General features: G+C 33.5%; 13 protein-coding genes. 12 read left to right on the top strand and 1 reads right to left on the bottom strand.

Annotated elements, in window-relative coordinates; genetic code table 11:
• Positions 1-207 precede the first annotated feature (207 nt).
• From HALSAC_RS0112350 to dnaN, 8 genes are all read left to right on the top strand, one after another.
• Entirely contained in the window at positions 208-1,083 is an 876-nt protein-coding gene (locus HALSAC_RS0112350) for a cation diffusion facilitator family transporter (protein ID WP_245579477.1), read from the top strand.
• A gap of 318 nt (positions 1,084-1,401) precedes the next feature.
• The gene (locus HALSAC_RS0112345) at positions 1,402-3,000 is read left to right on the top strand and encodes a bacteriohemerythrin (protein WP_027340507.1); all 1,599 of its coding nucleotides are present in this window, start codon (positions 1,402-1,404) and stop codon (positions 2,998-3,000) included.
• A 267-nt stretch (positions 3,001-3,267) separates the two neighbouring features.
• The gene (locus tag HALSAC_RS0112340; protein ID WP_027340506.1) at positions 3,268-4,623 is read left to right on the top strand and encodes an MATE family efflux transporter; all 1,356 of its coding nucleotides are present in this window, start codon (positions 3,268-3,270) and stop codon (positions 4,621-4,623) included.
• Positions 4,624-4,949: 326 nt separating this feature from the next.
• Positions 4,950-5,246 (top strand): hypothetical protein, encoded by a 297-nt coding sequence (locus HALSAC_RS0112335; RefSeq protein WP_027340505.1) that lies wholly within the window; start codon positions 4,950-4,952, stop codon positions 5,244-5,246.
• A 160-nt stretch (positions 5,247-5,406) separates the two neighbouring features.
• Entirely contained in the window at positions 5,407-5,820 is a 414-nt protein-coding gene (locus HALSAC_RS0112330) for a DUF2593 family protein (RefSeq protein WP_027340504.1), read from the top strand.
• Between the two features lie 159 nt (positions 5,821-5,979).
• Complete coding sequence (locus HALSAC_RS0112325) at positions 5,980-6,273, top strand: hypothetical protein (RefSeq protein WP_245579476.1); 294 nt, start codon at positions 5,980-5,982, stop codon at positions 6,271-6,273.
• A gap of 314 nt (positions 6,274-6,587) precedes the next feature.
• Positions 6,588-8,681, top strand: a complete 2,094-nt coding sequence (recQ, locus tag HALSAC_RS0112320; RefSeq protein ID WP_027340502.1) for a DNA helicase RecQ — start codon at positions 6,588-6,590, stop codon at positions 8,679-8,681.
• A gap of 418 nt (positions 8,682-9,099) precedes the next feature.
• Complete coding sequence (gene dnaN, locus HALSAC_RS0112315; protein WP_027340501.1) at positions 9,100-10,200, top strand: DNA polymerase III subunit beta; 1,101 nt, start codon at positions 9,100-9,102, stop codon at positions 10,198-10,200.
• A 374-nt stretch (positions 10,201-10,574) separates the two neighbouring features.
• Here the strand turns inward: dnaN and HALSAC_RS17150 are convergent, their stop codons facing one another.
• Positions 10,575-10,754, bottom strand: a complete 180-nt coding sequence (locus HALSAC_RS17150) for a cyclic nucleotide-binding domain-containing protein (RefSeq protein WP_156924192.1) — start codon at positions 10,752-10,754, stop codon at positions 10,575-10,577.
• 568 nt (positions 10,755-11,322) lie between these two features.
• On the opposite strand from HALSAC_RS17150, the gene HALSAC_RS0112310 reads away from it, so the two are divergent.
• The 4 genes from HALSAC_RS0112310 (at position 11,323) to HALSAC_RS0112295 (ending at position 18,000) form a co-directional block, all read left to right on the top strand.
• Positions 11,323-12,312 (top strand): Gfo/Idh/MocA family protein, encoded by a 990-nt coding sequence (locus tag HALSAC_RS0112310; RefSeq protein ID WP_027340500.1) that lies wholly within the window; start codon positions 11,323-11,325, stop codon positions 12,310-12,312.
• Between the two features lie 277 nt (positions 12,313-12,589).
• Complete coding sequence (locus tag HALSAC_RS16630) at positions 12,590-14,380, top strand: M3 family oligoendopeptidase (RefSeq protein ID WP_027340499.1); 1,791 nt, start codon at positions 12,590-12,592, stop codon at positions 14,378-14,380.
• Between the two features lie 229 nt (positions 14,381-14,609).
• Positions 14,610-15,398: an SAM-dependent methyltransferase gene (locus tag HALSAC_RS0112300; protein WP_027340498.1), complete on the top strand. Its 789-nt coding sequence runs from the start codon at positions 14,610-14,612 to the stop codon at positions 15,396-15,398.
• Positions 15,399-15,528: 130 nt separating this feature from the next.
• Positions 15,529-18,000 carry a heavy metal translocating P-type ATPase gene (locus tag HALSAC_RS0112295; protein WP_035571895.1) on the top strand — a complete coding sequence of 824 codons (2,472 nt, stop codon included), beginning with the start codon at positions 15,529-15,531 and terminating at the stop codon, positions 17,998-18,000.
• Positions 18,001-18,039: the final 39 nt, after the last annotated feature.

Here is an 18,039-nt window from a genome sequence, read left to right as displayed (position 1 = left end):
TATTCTCTGCTCTTTTTTATGTGTTTTTATAATAAGAGTTGGCTTTGTTAATAATATTATTCTTTTGAAATGGGATTCAACTTTTTAGCTAAAGGCTAATAGCTAATAAAGCTAGGCTTTATTTTAATTTCTCGGTAGTATTTAACACTCTTAACTTTCTAATGAATAGTATATAATGAAATAAAATATTAGGAGGTGTTTAAGATTGTGAATAGGTACGAGGTAGGAAAGAAAGTTACTTTTGTTAGCTTTTTGATAAATGGAGTACTGTCAATAATCAAGATAGTGGTAGGAGTGACCTTTAATAGTAGTGCCTTGATAGCTGATGGAGTCCATTCTTTGTCAGACTTCTCCTCTACTATTATTGTCATAATAAGTATGAAGGTTTCTTCTCAACCACCAGATTCTTGCCACCCTTATGGCCATGGCAAGGCAGAGTCTATCGGGACTAAATTATTGGCTTTGATATTGATTGGGACTGGTGTTTTATTACTTAGGGATATAATAATTAATTTATTAAGGGGAGGCGTTGATATTCCAGGTGGGCTTGTCTTGTGGATAGCATTAATTTCTGTTATTGGTAAAGAGATTCTTTATAGGTATACTATTAAAATAGGCAGAAAGATCGAGAGTAAGGGTTTAATAGCTGATGCTTGTCATCAGAGGTCTGATGCTTTATCTTCAATTGGAGTTTTAATAGGTGCTGGAGGAGCAAGATTAGGTTATCTTTTTTTAGATCCAATAGTAGGGTTAATAATAGCTCTATTTATTATAAAAACAGGATTTGAAATATTATTTAGGTCAATAAATGAATTAATGGATGCTAACATAGATCAAAAAAAGGCGGAGAAGATTAAAATGGAAGTAGATAGATTAGATAGAGTACTTGGTGTTGGTGATATAAAATTGAGATTCTATGGGCCAAACATATCTGTAGACATAGAAATTATAGTGGATAATCAATTAACTGTAGTAGAAGGGCATAGGGTGGCAGAAGAGGTTCAAAGTAGTGTAAAAAATTTAAACCCCAGAGTAAAAAAAGTGTTTGTGCATATTGATCCAGAAAGTACTGTCAATAAATAAAGGTAATTAAATCACCCTTTGAGTTAAATGTTTTATTACTATTCCAGCTAATATATTATTATTTTATATAAATTTTCATAAAAATTTATATTATTAAAGAGGATAAATTTAAGTTTTAGCTAATTAAATTAATATACATCTAAATTATTAATCAAGTGATTTAAGTAAGAGATATCTTTTTCAAAATAAGTTATCTGACTTAGAGCTTAAATAATTAGTTTAAGTTATTTACAGTTTATAAAAAATTCAATAATTAACTTTTAGTTTGGGGTAGAATGGATTGGGTTTTGAAATTAAGTAAAACAAGGAGATGGTAGGATGGAAAGAAAATTATTTAATTATAAGAGGAGTAAGTATTTGTTTTTAGCACTGTCTTTTATCTTGGTTACTAGCTTGGCTTTTTTTTTGATAAATGGTTATTTGGCTAATTTATTAGAATTAGATCAATCAATAGAGATGGAGGGGTTAAAAAGATCAATAACTATTACAATGCTATCCTCTTTTGTCATTTTATATATTATAGTAGTGACTATAATATCAAAATTATTCAAGTCTTTCGATGAGGGATTGTTCTTAATAAAGAGTAGGCTTGAAGGCTTGGCCCAAGGTGATTTAACTAGAAAAATAGAAAAAGAAGGGTCAAAAGAGTTTAAGGATATATACATAGCCTTTAATAGTTTGGTTGATCAACAGAGTAACCTAATAACTAAAATATTAGAAGAGTCAGAGAATCTTTCTTTATATAGTGAGATACAGGCTGCTAGTACTGAAGAAGGAGATGCAGCAATAGAGACTACAAATGATTTAATTAGTAATATTTCAGCTAGTATACAAGAAATTTCAGCAAGTTCAGAGGAGGTTACCAGCTTTGCCCAGGAGTCAACCTCACTTACTCAGACAGGTAAGGTAAATATGGAGGGGACTGTAGATAGGATGGAGGCAATTTCAAAGCAGGTAAATAATACGGTTTTTTTAGTTGAAAAATTAAATAATAATGCTGAAGAGATTGGTAGTATGATTGAATTGATTACCAATGTTGCTGACCAGACCAATCTACTTGCGTTAAATGCTGCTATAGAAGCGGCAAGGGCTGGGGAACAGGGCCATGGTTTTACAGTAGTGGCAGAAGAGATTAGAGAGCTTGCTGAGGAGACAACTAAGGCAACTATTAATGTTAAAGATTTGATCAATAATACTCGCAATAATTCTAAGAAGGTAATAGAAGCTATAAAAGAGGTTGAAGTTAAGACCAAAGAAGGTCAAGAGATTACTCAAGAAACTAATCAAGTATTTATAGAGATTGAAAAAGCTACTGAAGAGACTGCTACACAGATTGAACAGATTGCTTATACAGCTCAGGATTTGGCCCAAAGTAGTGAAGGGCTCTTAGAAGCAGCTCAAGATATAGGAAGTATGTCAAAGGAAATTAATGATTCGTCTAAGGGCTTAGATCAGAGGGTGAATAGCTTAAAGAAGCATCTTGGTAAATTTACTTTAGAGGATATGGTTAATGGAAATCAGTGGAGTAATAAGTTTGAAGTAGGAGTAGAGAAGATAGATGAGCAACATAAAGGTATCTTTGATCAGGCTAACTATCTTTTAGAAGCTTATAAAGAGCAAAAAGGTGAAAGTGAGATAAATAAAGTTTTAGATTGGTTGGTAGATTATATTGAAGAACACTTTGATGATGAAGAAATAATACAGCAGGAGTATAAGTACCCTGATTATGAGAATCACAAGAAGATACATGATGGGTTTAAAGCTAGAGTACAAGAGGTAGTTGATGATTACAATAGATCAGCTAATATAACAGCACTAATGAAATTAAATAAGATGGTTACTGGGTGGTTAATTGAGCATATAAAACGTGAAGATCAAAAATTAGCTGCTCATATTAAAAGTTATAATAAGAGTTAAGAATTAAGAGTGAAAAATTAGATTTCTCAAGAAATCTAATTTTTCACTCTTAATAATATTGACTTTAGTCTTTAAATAAATTATACTTTTATTAAACGTATTATTTATTATAATAAAAGGTTGAAGAAATTAGTTGCATTTAAATTTATTTTTTTGGTTTCAATTGGAAGCACTTCCTCGGCATTATCTCTAGCTCTTAAGTCAATTGAAATAATTATATTTGAAGTGCAGGAATACTTAAATCAGTATATGGAAATGAGGGTAATTATGGAGAAAAGAAAGAATTTATATCAGCTAGCAGGGCCAATATTTATCGAGATCCTGCTCTTTATGCTACTTGGAGTTGCAGATATCTTTATGCTTAGCCAATTTGATGATCGTGCTGCTGGAGCAGTAGGTGCTTCAAATCAGGTCATAGGTAATTTTAACATAGTATTTGCAATTATCTCTGCTGGGACTGCTGTACTAGTAGCTCAGGCAGTTGGAGCACAGATGAAGAAAGAAGTGGAGAAGGTTAGTGCAGTATCTTTGGTTATGAACTTAATTGTAGGAATAATAATTAGTATATTTATGGTCTTTTATGGTGAATGGATTTTGATCCAGATGGGTGTCACACCAGATTTGATGAATTATGCTGCAGATTATATTAAGATAGTAGGTGGAGCTTTATTCTTCCAAGCAATTTTAAATACTTTGACAGCAATTATCAGAAGCCATGGCTATACAAAGGAGACTATGGTAATTACAGTTATAATGAATATTGTAAACATTATTGGTGATGCTGTATTTATTTTTGGCCTCTTTGGAGCTCCAGTTTTAGGAGTGAGAGGTGTTGCAATTGCTACTACCTTTAGTAGAATATGTGCAACTATTGCCGCTGCAGTATTTTTAGTTAAAAAGCTTGTACCAATTACTATGTTCTCTCATTTAGGAAAGAAATCTTTTATTATACTCAAGAAGTTATTTAAAGTAGGTTTTCCAGCAGCGATGGAGAATATGTCATATAACTTATCTCAGACAGTTTTGATGAGTATTATATTAATTAATTTAGGAGAGAATGCTTATATAACAAGGACCTATGTAATGACAATAATTTGGTTTGCTATGTTGTTCTCTATTGCTATAGGTCAGGCAAATCAGATTATGATTGGTCAACTTGTAGGGGCCAACGAAATTGATGAAGCTCATGATGTAGGCCTTAAGAACTTTAAGATTGGAATGGTCTTTTCAATAATAGGTGGGATATTTTTAATTCTTTTTGGAAGAGTATTTATGAACTTTTATACAGATAATCCAGAGATAATTGCCTTAGGAGTAGCTACCTTAATGGTAGATGCTTTCTTAGAGCCTGGAAGAAACTTCAATATAGTAATTATAAATGGTTTAAGAGGGGCTGGAGATGTTATTTTTCCTGTTGTTATGGCTATCTTCTCTATGTGGGGAGTAGGGGTGCTAGGAGGTTACTTCTTTGGAGTAGTTTTAGGTTATGGTCTTCCAGGAATTTGGTTAGGCTTATTGTTGGATGAATGGCTTAGAGGCATCTGTATGTATTATAGATGGAAGGGTAGAAAGTGGACAGAAAAATCAATGGTTGGAGAAAAAAATCCAGTATCGGCCACATAGGCTGTACTGGATTTTTTCTTAAGTATAACTTTTGGTTGCAGGAGTTAGGACTCAGGAATCAGGAACTAGGAATGGCAAGGGCATAAAGAATAAAAATAAAAAAGGTTAAAAGGGTTTAAATCAGATTTAAGCAACTTTGATCGTGTTTTAATCTGCTTTTTAGAATTCTGTTAATTGTTGTGTGAGTTTTTTCATTAAAAAACTTAAATTACAATATTTAGAAGGTGCAAAGGTGTTTATGTAGAATATTAATATAGCAAGGGCCAAATTTGGGAATACATCTATTGGCTTATTTATATAAAATTAAATATTAAATGGGTGTTTATATGGAGAAGCTTCTTTTAGCAGAAGGGATGACTATTAAGGATAGTATGAAGGTTATGGCTATGGTTATTTTATTTTTAAACTTAATTAGTATCCCTTTTTGTGCCTTAGGAGCAATATTTGGAGTGTTAGGCTTGGAAGGTATAGGCCCTTATATAGAGTTGTTAGGTGGTGTAGTGGCTTATATCTATATTATAAGGAGGCTAAGAAGAAGAAGGGGCTATAAACTTGAATTGGGAAGGATGGGCCAACCCAATGAATATCTACCTACTATGATATTTTTAATTGGTTGCAATTAATTATTGATTTAATTGCTCTAGGAATCTATTATTATCTCTTTAAGAACTTGAGTTTTAAGGGAAGAAGTGAGAGTATATAAATGCTAAGGATATTCTAGAAGTTGAAATGGTATGAATTGAGCAATCACTGAGTATTGAATTAGAGAAAGGGTGAGGATAAATGGATGAAAGGCCAATTTCTATAACCATAATTTCTTGGGTTTTAATTATCTTAGCAAGTATTTCGCTTCTAGATTTTATTTATCTATTAGGGGAGCTGGAGGAGTCTGAAATTAGAATATTGATGGATAGTAATGCTTCTGCTATTTGGATACAGGGTTTCTTAATTTATGCGGGAATGATTATACCCCTTATAAGTGGGATAGCCATCTTAAGGGGTTTTAATTGGGGGAGGGTTCTCTATCTGCTTTGGAATATAATTATTGGGTCACTTAATCTATTGGTGTCTGCAGTATGGATTCTAGCACTGCCTGGACTAATAGTTTTTGCAACTTTCACCTTCTTCTTGTTTCATCCTGAGGTCAAGGATTACTTTAAATCTACTAGAGTACTAGATGCTAGAGGTGATAATTGATATCCTTTCAAGTATAAAAAGTAATTTATTGTAAAAAATACATATTAAAAGAGAGGGGGGATTCATATCTTTTATCTACTTATTTTGTTGACCTTCTTAGTAGCATTATTATCTTGCTATATAGTAGTGAGAATTTTTAGTAGTTCTGTTCATAGAATATTGGATATGATAGTTCCTAAGGAGATTAGTCGAGCTTGGTTGAAGTATATAAAGTTTGCTATTTATATAGTTGGAATTTCAGGTGGGGTAAGGGTTAGGGATTTAGAGAGGTATATAACTGCCCAAATTAGTGGTAGAGATCCTATACCTTTAACACTAGAGCGTTGGACTTTAGAAATTTATAGGACATTAATTGGTTCCTTGCAGAGCATTGCTTGGATGCTTTTAGTATTCTTTGTTTTCACCTTAATTGCTTATGTAATAATTAGGATAGCAGAGCGAAGAAAAAATTAGCTAATTTATAATTTGCAATTATAAGATATATTAAGAATAACTATATCCTATTTTGGAAAAATGGCAGGAGAATTTTCTAAGCTAAGAGCTTTGGAGGTTCTCTTTTGCTTTGAGGCTTGAATTTTGTTCATTAATTAGATAAGATTATATAGGATGGAGTGGCACTATCGTGCCACTTAGTAGTGTGTTGTAGGTAGTGAGTGTGAGTAAAGGTAGAAAATTTGAGGATAGAAAGTAATAATGATTTAAGCTTTTGATCCTACAACGCAAAACACAAACTCACACTGGTAACTTAAAACATAAGGAGTGTTTTGATGATAGAGAAGGCAAGGAAATATTTACAGGAGTACTTTGGTTATCCTTCTTTTAGAGAGGGCCAACGCGAGATTATAGAGAATGTTTTGGAGGGGAAAAATACACTAGGGATAATGCCTACTGGTGGAGGAAAGTCTATCTGTTTTCAGATTCCAGCTTTATGTTTTGAAGGAGTAACTTTAGTAATTTCTCCTTTGATCTCTTTGATGAAGGATCAGATAGATGCCTTAAATACTATTCAAATTCCAGCCACATATATTAATAGCTCTTTAGATTGGATTGAGATAGAAGAGCGTATCTCAATGGCTAGACAAGGAGAGTATAAGTTGATATATATTGCTCCTGAGCGCTTAGGGAGTGGAGACTTTTTAGAGCGTCTAGGCCGAATGGATATATCTATGGTTGCTGTTGATGAGGCTCATTGTATATCTAGCTGGGGACATGATTTTCGCCCTAGCTATAGGTTGATTTCTAAGCTGATGGACTCTTTAAAGCCTAGACCTATAGTGACTGCTTTCACGGCTACAGCTACTAAAGAGGTAAGATTTGATATTAATGATCTTTTAAGTATTAATAAGAGAGATACCTTTATAACAGGCTTTGATAGACCAAATCTAAATTTCAAGGTTATAACAGGAGAAGATAAGAGAGAATTTATCGAAGAGTATTTAGAGGTTAACAAGGATGATTCGGGTATAATCTATGCCAATACTAGAAAAGAGGTTGAAGCCCTTTACGAATTTCTCAAAGGAAAGGATTATAAGGTTGGCAAGTATCATGGAGGGATGAATCACCAGGAGAGAAAGGCTATTCAAGAAGGTTTTATCTATGATAAGTTGAAAATTATTGTAGCGACCAATGCCTTTGGTATGGGAATAGATAAGTCCAATGTTCGTTATGTAATTCATCATAATATGCCTAAGAATTTAGAGGCTTATTATCAAGAGGCTGGAAGGGCAGGTCGTGATGGAGAGTTTAGTGAGTGTATATTATTATTTAGCCCTGCTGATATTAGAATACCCAAGTTCTTTATCGATCAATCCAATCTAAGTGGGGAGCGTAAAGAGTATGAGTATGAGAAACTACAAAGGATGGTTGATTATTCCTATACCAATCAATGCTTAAGGCACTTCATCTTAGATTATTTTGGTGAGATGGGTATGGGAGAAGGCTGTGATAATTGTAGTAACTGTAATGGTAGTAATGAATTAGAGGAGGTAACGGTAGAAGCACAGAAGATACTCTCTTGTGTTTATAAATTAAAAGGAAAGTTTGGTGTAGGTGTAGTGGCTGGGGTCTTGAAGGGATCTAAGAGAAAGCAGATATTAAATAGAAACCTGCATAAATTATCAACTTATGGGATTATGAGTGGGTATCGGATTAAAGATATTAAGAATATGATAAACTTTTTAATTGCAGAAGGCTATATTATATTAACTAATTCCAAATACTCAGTAGTTAAGTTATCTTCAACTGCTTCTCCTGTTTTAAAGGGTGAGAAGAAAGTCTATCATAAAGTAAGAGATAAAGTGACTAAAATATCTGTTAAAGACGAACTTTTTGAATCATTGCGTAAATTAAGAGCTAACTTAGCTGAAGAGGAAAAGGTACCACCTTATGTTATATTTCAGGATAGTACTTTAAAGGAGTTAGCAAGTAAGTTACCAAGTGATAAGGACCAACTTTTAAAGGTCAAAGGGATGGGAATAGTTAAGTATAGAAAGTATGGTCAGATCTTTTTAGAAGAGATTGAAAAATATTTGGATAAAAAGAGAAAGAGAGCATCTAGGAGAGCTAAGGGTGATGAGACCCCTAGCCATATGATAAGCTGTAAGTTATATCAAGACGGGAAGACAGTTAAAGAGATCTCTAAGGATAGAGGATTGGCTACTACTACTATCGAAAGCCATCTGATTAGGGGAGCAAGTGAAGGTTTAGAATTGGACCTGGTATCTCTTGTTCCAGAGGATTATAAGAAGTTGATCATATCCAAGCTTAAAGAAGATGACACTGGGAAGTTAAAGCCTATTAAAGAAGCCTTACCAGACGAGGTAAGCTATTTTCATATTAAAATTATGAAAAACTACGCATAGAGTTATTACAAGAGAGCAGCTAATGCTGTTCTCTTTTTGATTATAAAATTGTTTTTATTTAATACTAAGGTCTTATAGATAATAAAATATAACTTTTAGTTATAGGAACTTGGAATTTGGAATCAGGAGTCAGTAAGACCGTTAGTTCCTAAAAATTTATGTTTTGATTCTCTACAAGCCTAAAGAGGCTTTTCGTTCTTATTATTTTTACCTAAAAACATTTAAAAATAGTTTTGCTACTGATGCCATATTCCTAGTAATAAAGTTATGTTATATTACTTTTCTAGACGATTAAAGAAATAATGGCGAAGGAAAATTTTAGTCTATGTCTAAATATAAAAATTATAGATTACATAATATAGAGTTTCTTTAATTATATACAAATGGGTACCTAGAAATCCTTAAAAGGGGGAAGGTTATGAAGTTAGAATTAGGGCAAAAGGGATTTTATCAAGGGATTAATATAGTTAGGAAGGCTGTAGCTTCGAATAGAACCTTGCCTATTCTATCTAGTATCTTGATTAAGGCAGAGTCTGGAAGGATTAAATTAATAGCTACAGATTTGGAGGTTGGAATTGAGTCCTTTGTAGAAGGAAAGGTGCTGGAAGAAGGGAGTGTTCTTTTACCGGCTAATTACCTGGCTAATATAATAAAAGAGCTACCAAGGGAAAAGATTAAATTGGAGTTAGATTCATCAAAGACTAAAGTATCTATTAAATGTAGAGGGTCGCACTTTAGTATTAATGCAGGCAGTCCTGATGATTTTCCTTTATTACCTGAAGTTAAGGGGGCTCTTAGATTGAAGGTTAAGCAAGGGAAGTTAAAGGAGATGATTGATAGTGTAGACTTTGCAGTATCTCAAGATCAGACAAAGCCTTTCTTAGCTGGAGGATTATTAATGGTAGAAGATGGAGAAGTTAGATTTATAGCTACTGATACTTATAGGCTAGCCTATAAGTATAATGTTATTGAAGATAAAGGGGTTAGCGCAGAAGCTATTATACCTAGAAAGAGTATGAATGAATTAAGTAAGTTGCTAGCAGATTTAGAGGATGAAGTAGAGGTTGCTATTACTCAAAGTCAGGTGCTTTTTGAATTTTCTGGTATAGTAGTAGTATCACGATTAATTGAAGGTCAATTTCCTAATTATAAGCATGTTATTCCTAATACAAGTAAGACACAGGTCTCACTAAAAAAAGGTGAGCTCTTAAAAGCTGTTAAGCGAGCAGCTTTGTTGGCTAGACAAGATGATAATATAATCAAGTTGAGCTTTAGCCCAAAAGAATTAGTTATCACTGCAAAGGCTCCTCAAGTTGGGAAAGCTTATGAAAAGGTTAAAATATCTTTAAAAGGTGAAGAAGCCCAAATAGCCTTTAATGTAAATTATTTAATAGATTCATTGAAGGTAGTAGCTGAGCAAGAGGTTATTATAGAGTTATCAGGACCGTTGGCCCCTGGGGTAGTAAAGACTAAAAAGGAAGATTATATCTCGGTAATTATGCCAGTAAGAAGTGCCTAATCGGCTTTTGATATAAATTAAATATACTAGGAAGATAAAGAGTAAAGGGTGGTTTAACTTCTCATTTACTCTTTATCTTTTTTAGTTACACTAGCTATAAGTTGTGAGGCATATGTCATAAGCTAGTTCAAAAGCAAAAATCTTAGACTCCATCCCCTTGTCTAAAGAGAAGGGGCAGGGGGAGAGGTGTAAGCACTTGATCTTACTCATTACTCCTTAGTCATCACTGATTACTAGTTAACTATATTACTATTAATCTTAACTTTATTATAAAGGAGATGACTGAATAAAGATGTGATTAGAATCACTTTGAATAAAAAAGACCAAAATCATCAATGATCTTGGTCTTTAAAGAGCTTGGATTATTTAATCTTTTAGGTATAGCTTTTTAGTTTATCTTTATCTAGGATGATTATATAAAGGGTATGGGCTTCCATACCTTCAAAGCAGATGGTATCACCTTTAGAAAACTTTTCACTACCTGTAGTAGATATGATTTCTACTAATTCTTCCCTTGAAAGTGTAGAGAAGATAGGAATCCTAGAGGCGCACAATCTATTTTTGCATCTATTACAATTTTCTTTTATATTATAAAACCTCCTATACTAAGGATGTTGAGTAATACTATATCAGATTAAAGGAAAAAATTAAAGTTTTTACTTCTGCAAGCCTAAAAAACAGAGAGATGTCATAAAATTAAAGTCTTTAACTATATAATCACAAAATTGTAACTAACAGAAGCATAAAAAATACTTCTTATTTGTAAAAAAGTAGATGAAAATAAGACTTTCATTATATTATTATTAATCCTAATAATAATATAATGAAGTAAAGCAAGAGAAAATAGATAAGTTAATACCTAACGTGATTTAAGGTAAAATAAATTATAATCTACAAGAAAGTAAAATTATTTAAATAGGGATATAGCATAGATGCAACTTAAATTAAAATATTTATAGGGAACGCTCAGAAAACCCCTTATGCTTGTCTTAGGGGATGAATGAGCTTTTTTGTTATATGGATATATGTAAGGATAATACGGAGGACTTTAAGATTTTGAAAGGAATATTATATATAAGAGTATGGTTTAATCAAAAATGATTTGAAAAAGGAGGTGTTCTAATGAGAATTGGCACTATAGGAACAGGATCTATAGTAAAAGTATTCTTATCTGCTGTAGAAGAAGTAGATGGGGCCAAAGGTGATGCAGTCTACTCTAGAAGAGAAGAGAATGGGAGAGGTTTAGCCGATAAATTTGGTATTAAAAAGGTCTATACTGATTTGGATGCTATGCTTGATGATGAGGATATTGATTTTATCTATGTTGCATCACCAAATAGTTTACATTATGAACAATCTTTAAGGGCTTTAGAAAGCGGGAAGCATGTAATCTGTGAAAAGCCTTTTACATCAACAGTAGATGAGATTGATGAATTAATCAAGGTAGCAAAAGAGAAGAAGTTGATGTTATTTGAAGCCATCACAACGATATATTTGCCAAATTATAAGCTGATAAAAGAGAGTGTGAAAAGATTGGGTAGGATTAAATTGATTCAATGTAATTATAGTCAATATTCAAGTAAATATAATAAATTGCTTGCTGGTCAGACACCCAATGTATTTAATCCTAAGTTCTCTGGTGGGGCTTTACAAGATATAAATATTTATAATCTCCACTTTGTTATGAATATCTTTGGATCTCCCCAAAAAGTCAGCTATACAGCCAATAAGCACCCAAATGGAATTGATACTTCAGGAGTTTTAGTATTAGAATATTCAGATTTTATTTGTGAATGTGTAGGGGCCAAAGATACAACTGGTATGAACTTTGTCCTAATTCAAGGAGAGAAAGGGTATCTCTATGTAAAAAAAGGGGCCAATGGTTGTCGTGAATTTAGCCTTCATATAGGTGATAAAGAAATTAGAATAAATGAACAAGAAGATAATATGAATAGGTTATACCATGAAATCTTAGCTTTTGCTGACATCTATAATAGAGGGGATTTTGAAAGATGTTATGAGCTGTTAGATTATTCTAGATCGGTAATGGAAGTACTTGTAGCTGCAAGAAAGGATGGGGGTATAGTCTTTGAGGCTGATCTTAAAAGATAATTCTTCACTTTTTACTTTTGTACTAGAAAAATTTATTATATTAATAATTCTGTTTATTTACTACTAAGAAAAATAAAAAAAGGTTAGAGATTAGAAGTTGGTAGGGGTAACAGGTGTGAGCTTAGCAAGAGAATGGGAGATTATATCCTGTTCTCTTTTTATATTTTGGTCCTAACTATTAATTCTTAATTTTCAACTGCCTTTTGGTTAATCTTTACACGTCATTTTAATCTATGACATTAATAAGTATTAATAAGGTCGACTAAGGAGGGGTTCTATGTTTAAAAAGAAGAGATATGGACTGATTTCTTTGATTACCTTAATAATACTTACAATATTATTTCTCAATATAAATAAAAATAATTATAGTACAATGGATAGAGAGGAAATACCACAAAGATATAAGTGGGATCTATCTTCTATTTATTCGAGTGATGATGAATGGGCCAAAGATTTTGATCATTTTCAGGCTAAGTTGGAGGGGTTTGAAAGGGATGGGATAAGTGTAGAGGTTAGTGGTCAGGAGTTATTAAATCTAATAAACTTTAAAGAAGAGGTTGCAAGGGGTGTAGAGAGGGTATACATTTATGCTCTATTAAGAAGTGATGAGGATATTAGAGACAATAATAATCAAAAACTCCTTCTTAAGGCAGAAGGATTGAAAGGAGACTTAGATAAGGTCTTTGCCCTTATAAGTGTACAAATTGCCAATATACCAGAAGAGAGGCTTCAGGAGCTTTTAGAGGAAGAAGAAAAGCTTATGGTATATAAGGATTATTTATTAAGTATAATTAGGGGCGGGGGGTATCTAAGCCCCAAGGAGGAGAGGATAATATCTTTGGCTGGGGGAATGGCTGGGAGTCCGCGCAATATCTTTAGAATGATAAATTATGCTGATAAGGGTGGGGGATTAAATCAGAACACTCGAGCAGCAATATTAAATGCTAAGGTGGAGAAAGACATTTTTTATATGCGAGCAAGAGGTTATGAGAGTGTTAGAGAGTCAAGAGGGGTTCCTGTAGAGGTCTATGATTCCTTAATTGAGTTAGTAAGCTCCAATTTAGAATCCTTACACCGATATAGGTCTACCCAGCCCCTTAAAATTTCAACATCTGCTCCTTATAAGGGGATAAGTTATTTAGAAGCTCAAGAAATCATAGTAGAAGCTTTAGAACCCTTAGGTAAGGATTATATTAAAGTTATAAATAAGGCCTTTGAAGAGAGGTGGATAGATCTATATCCTAATAAAGGAAAGAGAAAAGGAGCCTATCAGATAGGGATTTATGACCATAACCCTTATATAGCTACCAATTATACTGAGGATCTAAGGGGATTATTTACTTTGGTCCATGAGCTTGGGCATGGAGTTCATTTTTATTACTCAAGCCAGAACCAACCTTATCTTTATTCAAGATCATCTATACTTTTAGCAGAGGTAGCCTCAACTGTTAATGAGATATTATTAATAAATCATCTCTTAAATAATGCAGATAGTAGGGGGGAGTATAGCTATCTACTTAATTTTTATTTGCAAGAGTTTGAGTCTACACTTTACTTTCAAACTATGTTGGCCCATTTTGAACGAGAAATTTATAAAGTTGCCCAAAGAGGAGAAGCTTTAACAGCTCAGTTTTTATCTCAATTATATTATAATCTTAGTCAAGAGTATTTTGGCACTGGTGAAGGAAGTTATTGGTCACAGATACCCCATTTTTATGAGAGTACCTTCTATGTTTATCAGTATGCCATCAGTTTTCCTACAGCCTTATCAATAGCTTATAATATTTTAGAGGAGCAAGAAGGTAGTTTAGAGAGTTATCTTGCTTTCTTAAAGGGTGGTGGATCAGAGGAGTCTCCTTATTTGTTGGTTAATGCTGGGGGGAATATTATGGATGAGAAGAATATAGAAAGGTCTTTGGCCCATTTTAATAATATATTAAGAGAGTATGAAAGGGTTCAAAGAGAGAGGAAGGCAGTTTTGGTCACGTTTTTCTTAACCTCCTTTATAATAATGATAGCTTTAGTTGTAGGTTATAAGATCTGGAAAAGTTACATTAGTAAAGCTTAGTTGTTAGGGGGACTGGAGAGATGAGTAGAGGTTTTTCATATTTGAATGTTATTGTTTTATTATATGTTTTTTATTAAATTAAGGATAGCAGGCTCAAGTCTGCTATCCTTAATTTTAAAGGGGTGATAAAAATTTAAAATTAAATTTTAAAGTGGATACTATATCTGCTCTTTAAGTATGGACATAACTATGCTAAAATATTAGAATATAAGATATAGGAGGGATAATTATGACTAATAATTGGTGGGCCAAGGCCTATGATAAGATGAAGGACTTAGAGTATGACTACCATTACATAGATTTTTCTACTGCTAAGCAAGAGGTAGAGTTTATAGAAGAGGTTCTAAATTTAAGCAAAGGTGCAGAAATTTTAGACTTAGGGTGTGGTAATGGGAGGCATAGTATTTTGTTGGCCCAGAAAGGTTATAAAGTAAGAGCCTTAGATTACTCAGCTCAGATATTGGCCCAAGCTAAGAGAGAGGCAAACAGAAGAGAAGTTAAGGTGGATTTTATAAAAGGTGATATGAGAGAGATAGGAGATAAGGGTAAGTATGATGGGATAATAGTTTTAGATGGATCTTTTGGGATCTTTTCTGATAAGGAGAATGAAGAATTAATCAAGAGGGTGAGTGCTTCTTTGAAGGTAGGAGGAAGATTATTAATACAATCTTTTAACCCTTATTACATAGCAAATAATCAAAGCATAAGCTATGAGAATGAAGGTGATAAGACTTTTATAAGGGAGACCAGATTTGACCCTTATAGTGGTAAAGTTGTGGATAAGATATCTCTTTTAAATAATAATGGGGAGAAGAAAGAAGAGATACCTACAAGGTACTATAGGGCTTATACCCTACCTGAGTTGGACAAGATGTTTGCTAAGGCCAATTTAGGGACTATGGAGGTATATGGTCATAATGAAAGTTATACACCAAAAGTCGATGAATCTTTTAACGTTAGAGAACATACTGTCTTTTATACGGTAGTACAAAAGGTGAAGATTAATATATACCCTTGACTTATCCAAAAGAGTATGTTAATATTACTTTAAAGATACCCCCAGGGGGTAGCAAGAAATAAAATAATCGAGAGGGAAATTGATAATTAAAAATTTAAAATTATCAATTGATATAAAGGAGGTAATATTAATGATTGGTATTGCAAAAGAAGTGAAGAAGACTACTTTAGAGATAGAGGGAATGACTTGCACAAGTTGTTCTCAAAGAGTAGAGAAGAAGCTACAAGATATGGAGGGAATCATCTCTGCAAGGGTAAACTTTGCAGTTGAAAAGGCATATGTAGAGTATGACATTAGCGATATCGATGTTGAGGAGATGATCTCTACTATCGATGAATTAGGTTATGGTGCTAAAGAGAAGGATGAAGAGACTAAGAAGGTCTCTTTGAAGCTAGGTGGAATGACCTGCTCTTCTTGTGCACAAAGGGTTGAAAAGTCCTTAAATAATTTAGAAGGTGTAAAGCAAGTAAATGTTAACTTTGCAACTGAGAAGGTGAGTATAAATTATTATCCGACTGAATTAAGTTTGTCTCAGATAAAGAAGGATATTAAAGATACAGGTTATGAAGTTATTGATGAAGAGAAGGTTGAAGATAAGGATGCAGATGAGAAGCGTTTAGAGAAAGCTGCTAAGAAAATGTGGTTTGCAGCAGGCTTTGCTTCTACAATTATGGTTTTGATGATGATTCATATGTTTGTTAGAGAGATACCAAATTACTTTGCTATAGTAACTATTTTAGGTTTCCCTCCAATTGTAATTGCAGGTTGGGAGACACATAAGGCCAGTTTTAGAGCCCTAAAGAATCTAAGTCCTAATATGGATACCCTAGTAACAATGGGATCTATTATTCCTTACTTTTTAAACTTCTTAGGGTTCTGGTTGCCAATAACCTCCTTTGTAGAGATGGCGGCTTCTATTATGACCTTACATTTAGTAGGTAGGTTCTTAGAAGCAAAGGCAAAGGGAAGAGCTTCTCAAGCAATCAAGAAGTTACTAGAGATGGAAGCTAAGAGTGCAAGGGTAGTTAGGGATGGAGAAGAGATGGAAATCTCTATTGAAGAAGTTAAGGTTGACGATATTATGTTAGTTAAGCCTGGAGAGAAGATTCCTACTGATGGTATTGTAGTAGATGGCCAAAGTACTATTGATGAATCTATGGCAACTGGTGAGTCACTACCAGTTAAGAAGTCAGAGGGTGATGAAGTAATTGGATCTACTATTAATAAGCAAGGTGCTTTAAAGATTAAAGCAACAAAGGTAGGGAAAGATACCTTCTTTTCACAGGTGATCAAGATGGTTGAAGAGTGCCAAGGTTCTAAGGTTCCTATCCAAGAATTTGCAGATAAAGTTACAGGTTATTTTGTACCTGCTGTAATAGGAATTGCCATTTTAGCATTTATTTCGTGGATGTTATTTCCACAATTTCATATAAGTATAGTTGAATTCTTCAATTTCCCTTGGACAACAGTAGATCTACCCCAATTTTCATTAGCGGTACTGGCTACAATTGCAGTTTTAGTAATCTCATGTCCTTGTGCTTTAGGATTAGCAACACCAACAGCTATTATGGTTGGTAGTGGTTTAGGAGCAGAGAAGGGTGTGCTAATTAGAAAGGGAGAGGCGATTCAAACCATTAGAAATACTCAAATAATTGCCTTTGATAAGACTGGTACTATTACAAAGGGTAAGCCAGAGGTTACTGACTTATTATCTTTTAATGATTATGAAGATGAAGATATACTATTTTATGCAGGTAGTATCGAGAAGTCATCTGAACATCCTTTAGGAGAGGCTATCTTTAATAGGGCCAACGAAGAGTTAGATGATTTAGCAGAGGTTAAAGACTTCTCTTCTATTACCGGTATGGGTGTTGAAGGTTTGGTAGAAGATAATAGAGTTTTGATTGGAAATAGAAGGTTAATGGATGAGAATAGTATAGATTATAAAGAATATGAAGAAGAGTTGATTAGATTAGAGGATGAAGCTAAGACTGCTATGTTATTAGCTTTAGATGATAAATTGGCAGGTATTATAGCTGTAGCCGATACTATCAAAGGAGATTCAATTAAAGCTATTAAAGAGATTGAAAGAATGGGTATTAAAACAGCAATGATTACAGGTGATAACCAAAGGACTGCTAATGCTATTGCTAAGAAGGTGGGTATAAGCAGAGTTCTAGCTGAAGTATTACCTGATGGTAAGGTTAATGAGATTGAAAAGTTACAAGAAGAGTATGAAACGGTAGCTATGGTAGGAGATGGGATCAATGATGCTCCAGCCTTAAAGCAAGCAAATGTGGGTATAGCTATTGGTACAGGTACAGACATTGCCATTGAAGCAGCAGATATTACTTTGGTTCGTGGTGATTTAAGTAGCGTTATTTCAGCAATCAACCTTTCTAATGCTACCTTTGCTAAGATTAAGCAGAATTACTTCTGGGCTTGGTTCTATAATGCTTTAGCCATTCCAGCTGCTTTCTTAGGGTTGATTCACCCAATTATTGGTGCTATTGCTATGGCAACTAGCTCAATAAATGTTATCTTAAATTCTACTCGTTTAAGAAAGGTAGAGGTAGAGCCAGAGTATAAAGGAGGTAACTAGTAATGAGTAAGTATTAAAATCAATAATTTCATTTAATTT

The organism is Halonatronum saccharophilum DSM 13868, assembly GCF_000517025.1.
GTDB lineage: Bacteria > Bacillota > Halanaerobiia > Halobacteroidales > Halobacteroidaceae > Halonatronum > Halonatronum saccharophilum.
This window is presented reverse-complemented; position numbering and strand designations above follow the sequence as displayed.

What these genes read in the sequence shown, in the direction of transcription:
- HALSAC_RS0112345 (WP_027340507.1), top strand. Translation starts at nt 1,402, where the DNA reads ATGGAAAGAAAATTATTTAATTATAAGAGGAGTAAGTATTTGTTTTTA.
- HALSAC_RS0112340 (WP_027340506.1), top strand. Translation starts at nt 3,268, where the DNA reads ATGGAGAAAAGAAAGAATTTATATCAGCTAGCAGGGCCAATATTTATC.
- HALSAC_RS0112335 (WP_027340505.1), top strand. Translation starts at nt 4,950, where the DNA reads ATGGAGAAGCTTCTTTTAGCAGAAGGGATGACTATTAAGGATAGTATG.
- HALSAC_RS0112330 (WP_027340504.1), top strand. Translation starts at nt 5,407, where the DNA reads ATGGATGAAAGGCCAATTTCTATAACCATAATTTCTTGGGTTTTAATT.
- recQ (WP_027340502.1), top strand. Translation starts at nt 6,588, where the DNA reads ATGATAGAGAAGGCAAGGAAATATTTACAGGAGTACTTTGGTTATCCT.
- dnaN (WP_027340501.1), top strand. Translation starts at nt 9,100, where the DNA reads ATGAAGTTAGAATTAGGGCAAAAGGGATTTTATCAAGGGATTAATATA.
- HALSAC_RS0112310 (WP_027340500.1), top strand. Translation starts at nt 11,323, where the DNA reads ATGAGAATTGGCACTATAGGAACAGGATCTATAGTAAAAGTATTCTTA.
- HALSAC_RS16630 (WP_027340499.1), top strand. Translation starts at nt 12,590, where the DNA reads ATGTTTAAAAAGAAGAGATATGGACTGATTTCTTTGATTACCTTAATA.
- HALSAC_RS0112300 (WP_027340498.1), top strand. Translation starts at nt 14,610, where the DNA reads ATGACTAATAATTGGTGGGCCAAGGCCTATGATAAGATGAAGGACTTA.
- HALSAC_RS0112295 (WP_035571895.1), top strand. Translation starts at nt 15,529, where the DNA reads ATGATTGGTATTGCAAAAGAAGTGAAGAAGACTACTTTAGAGATAGAG.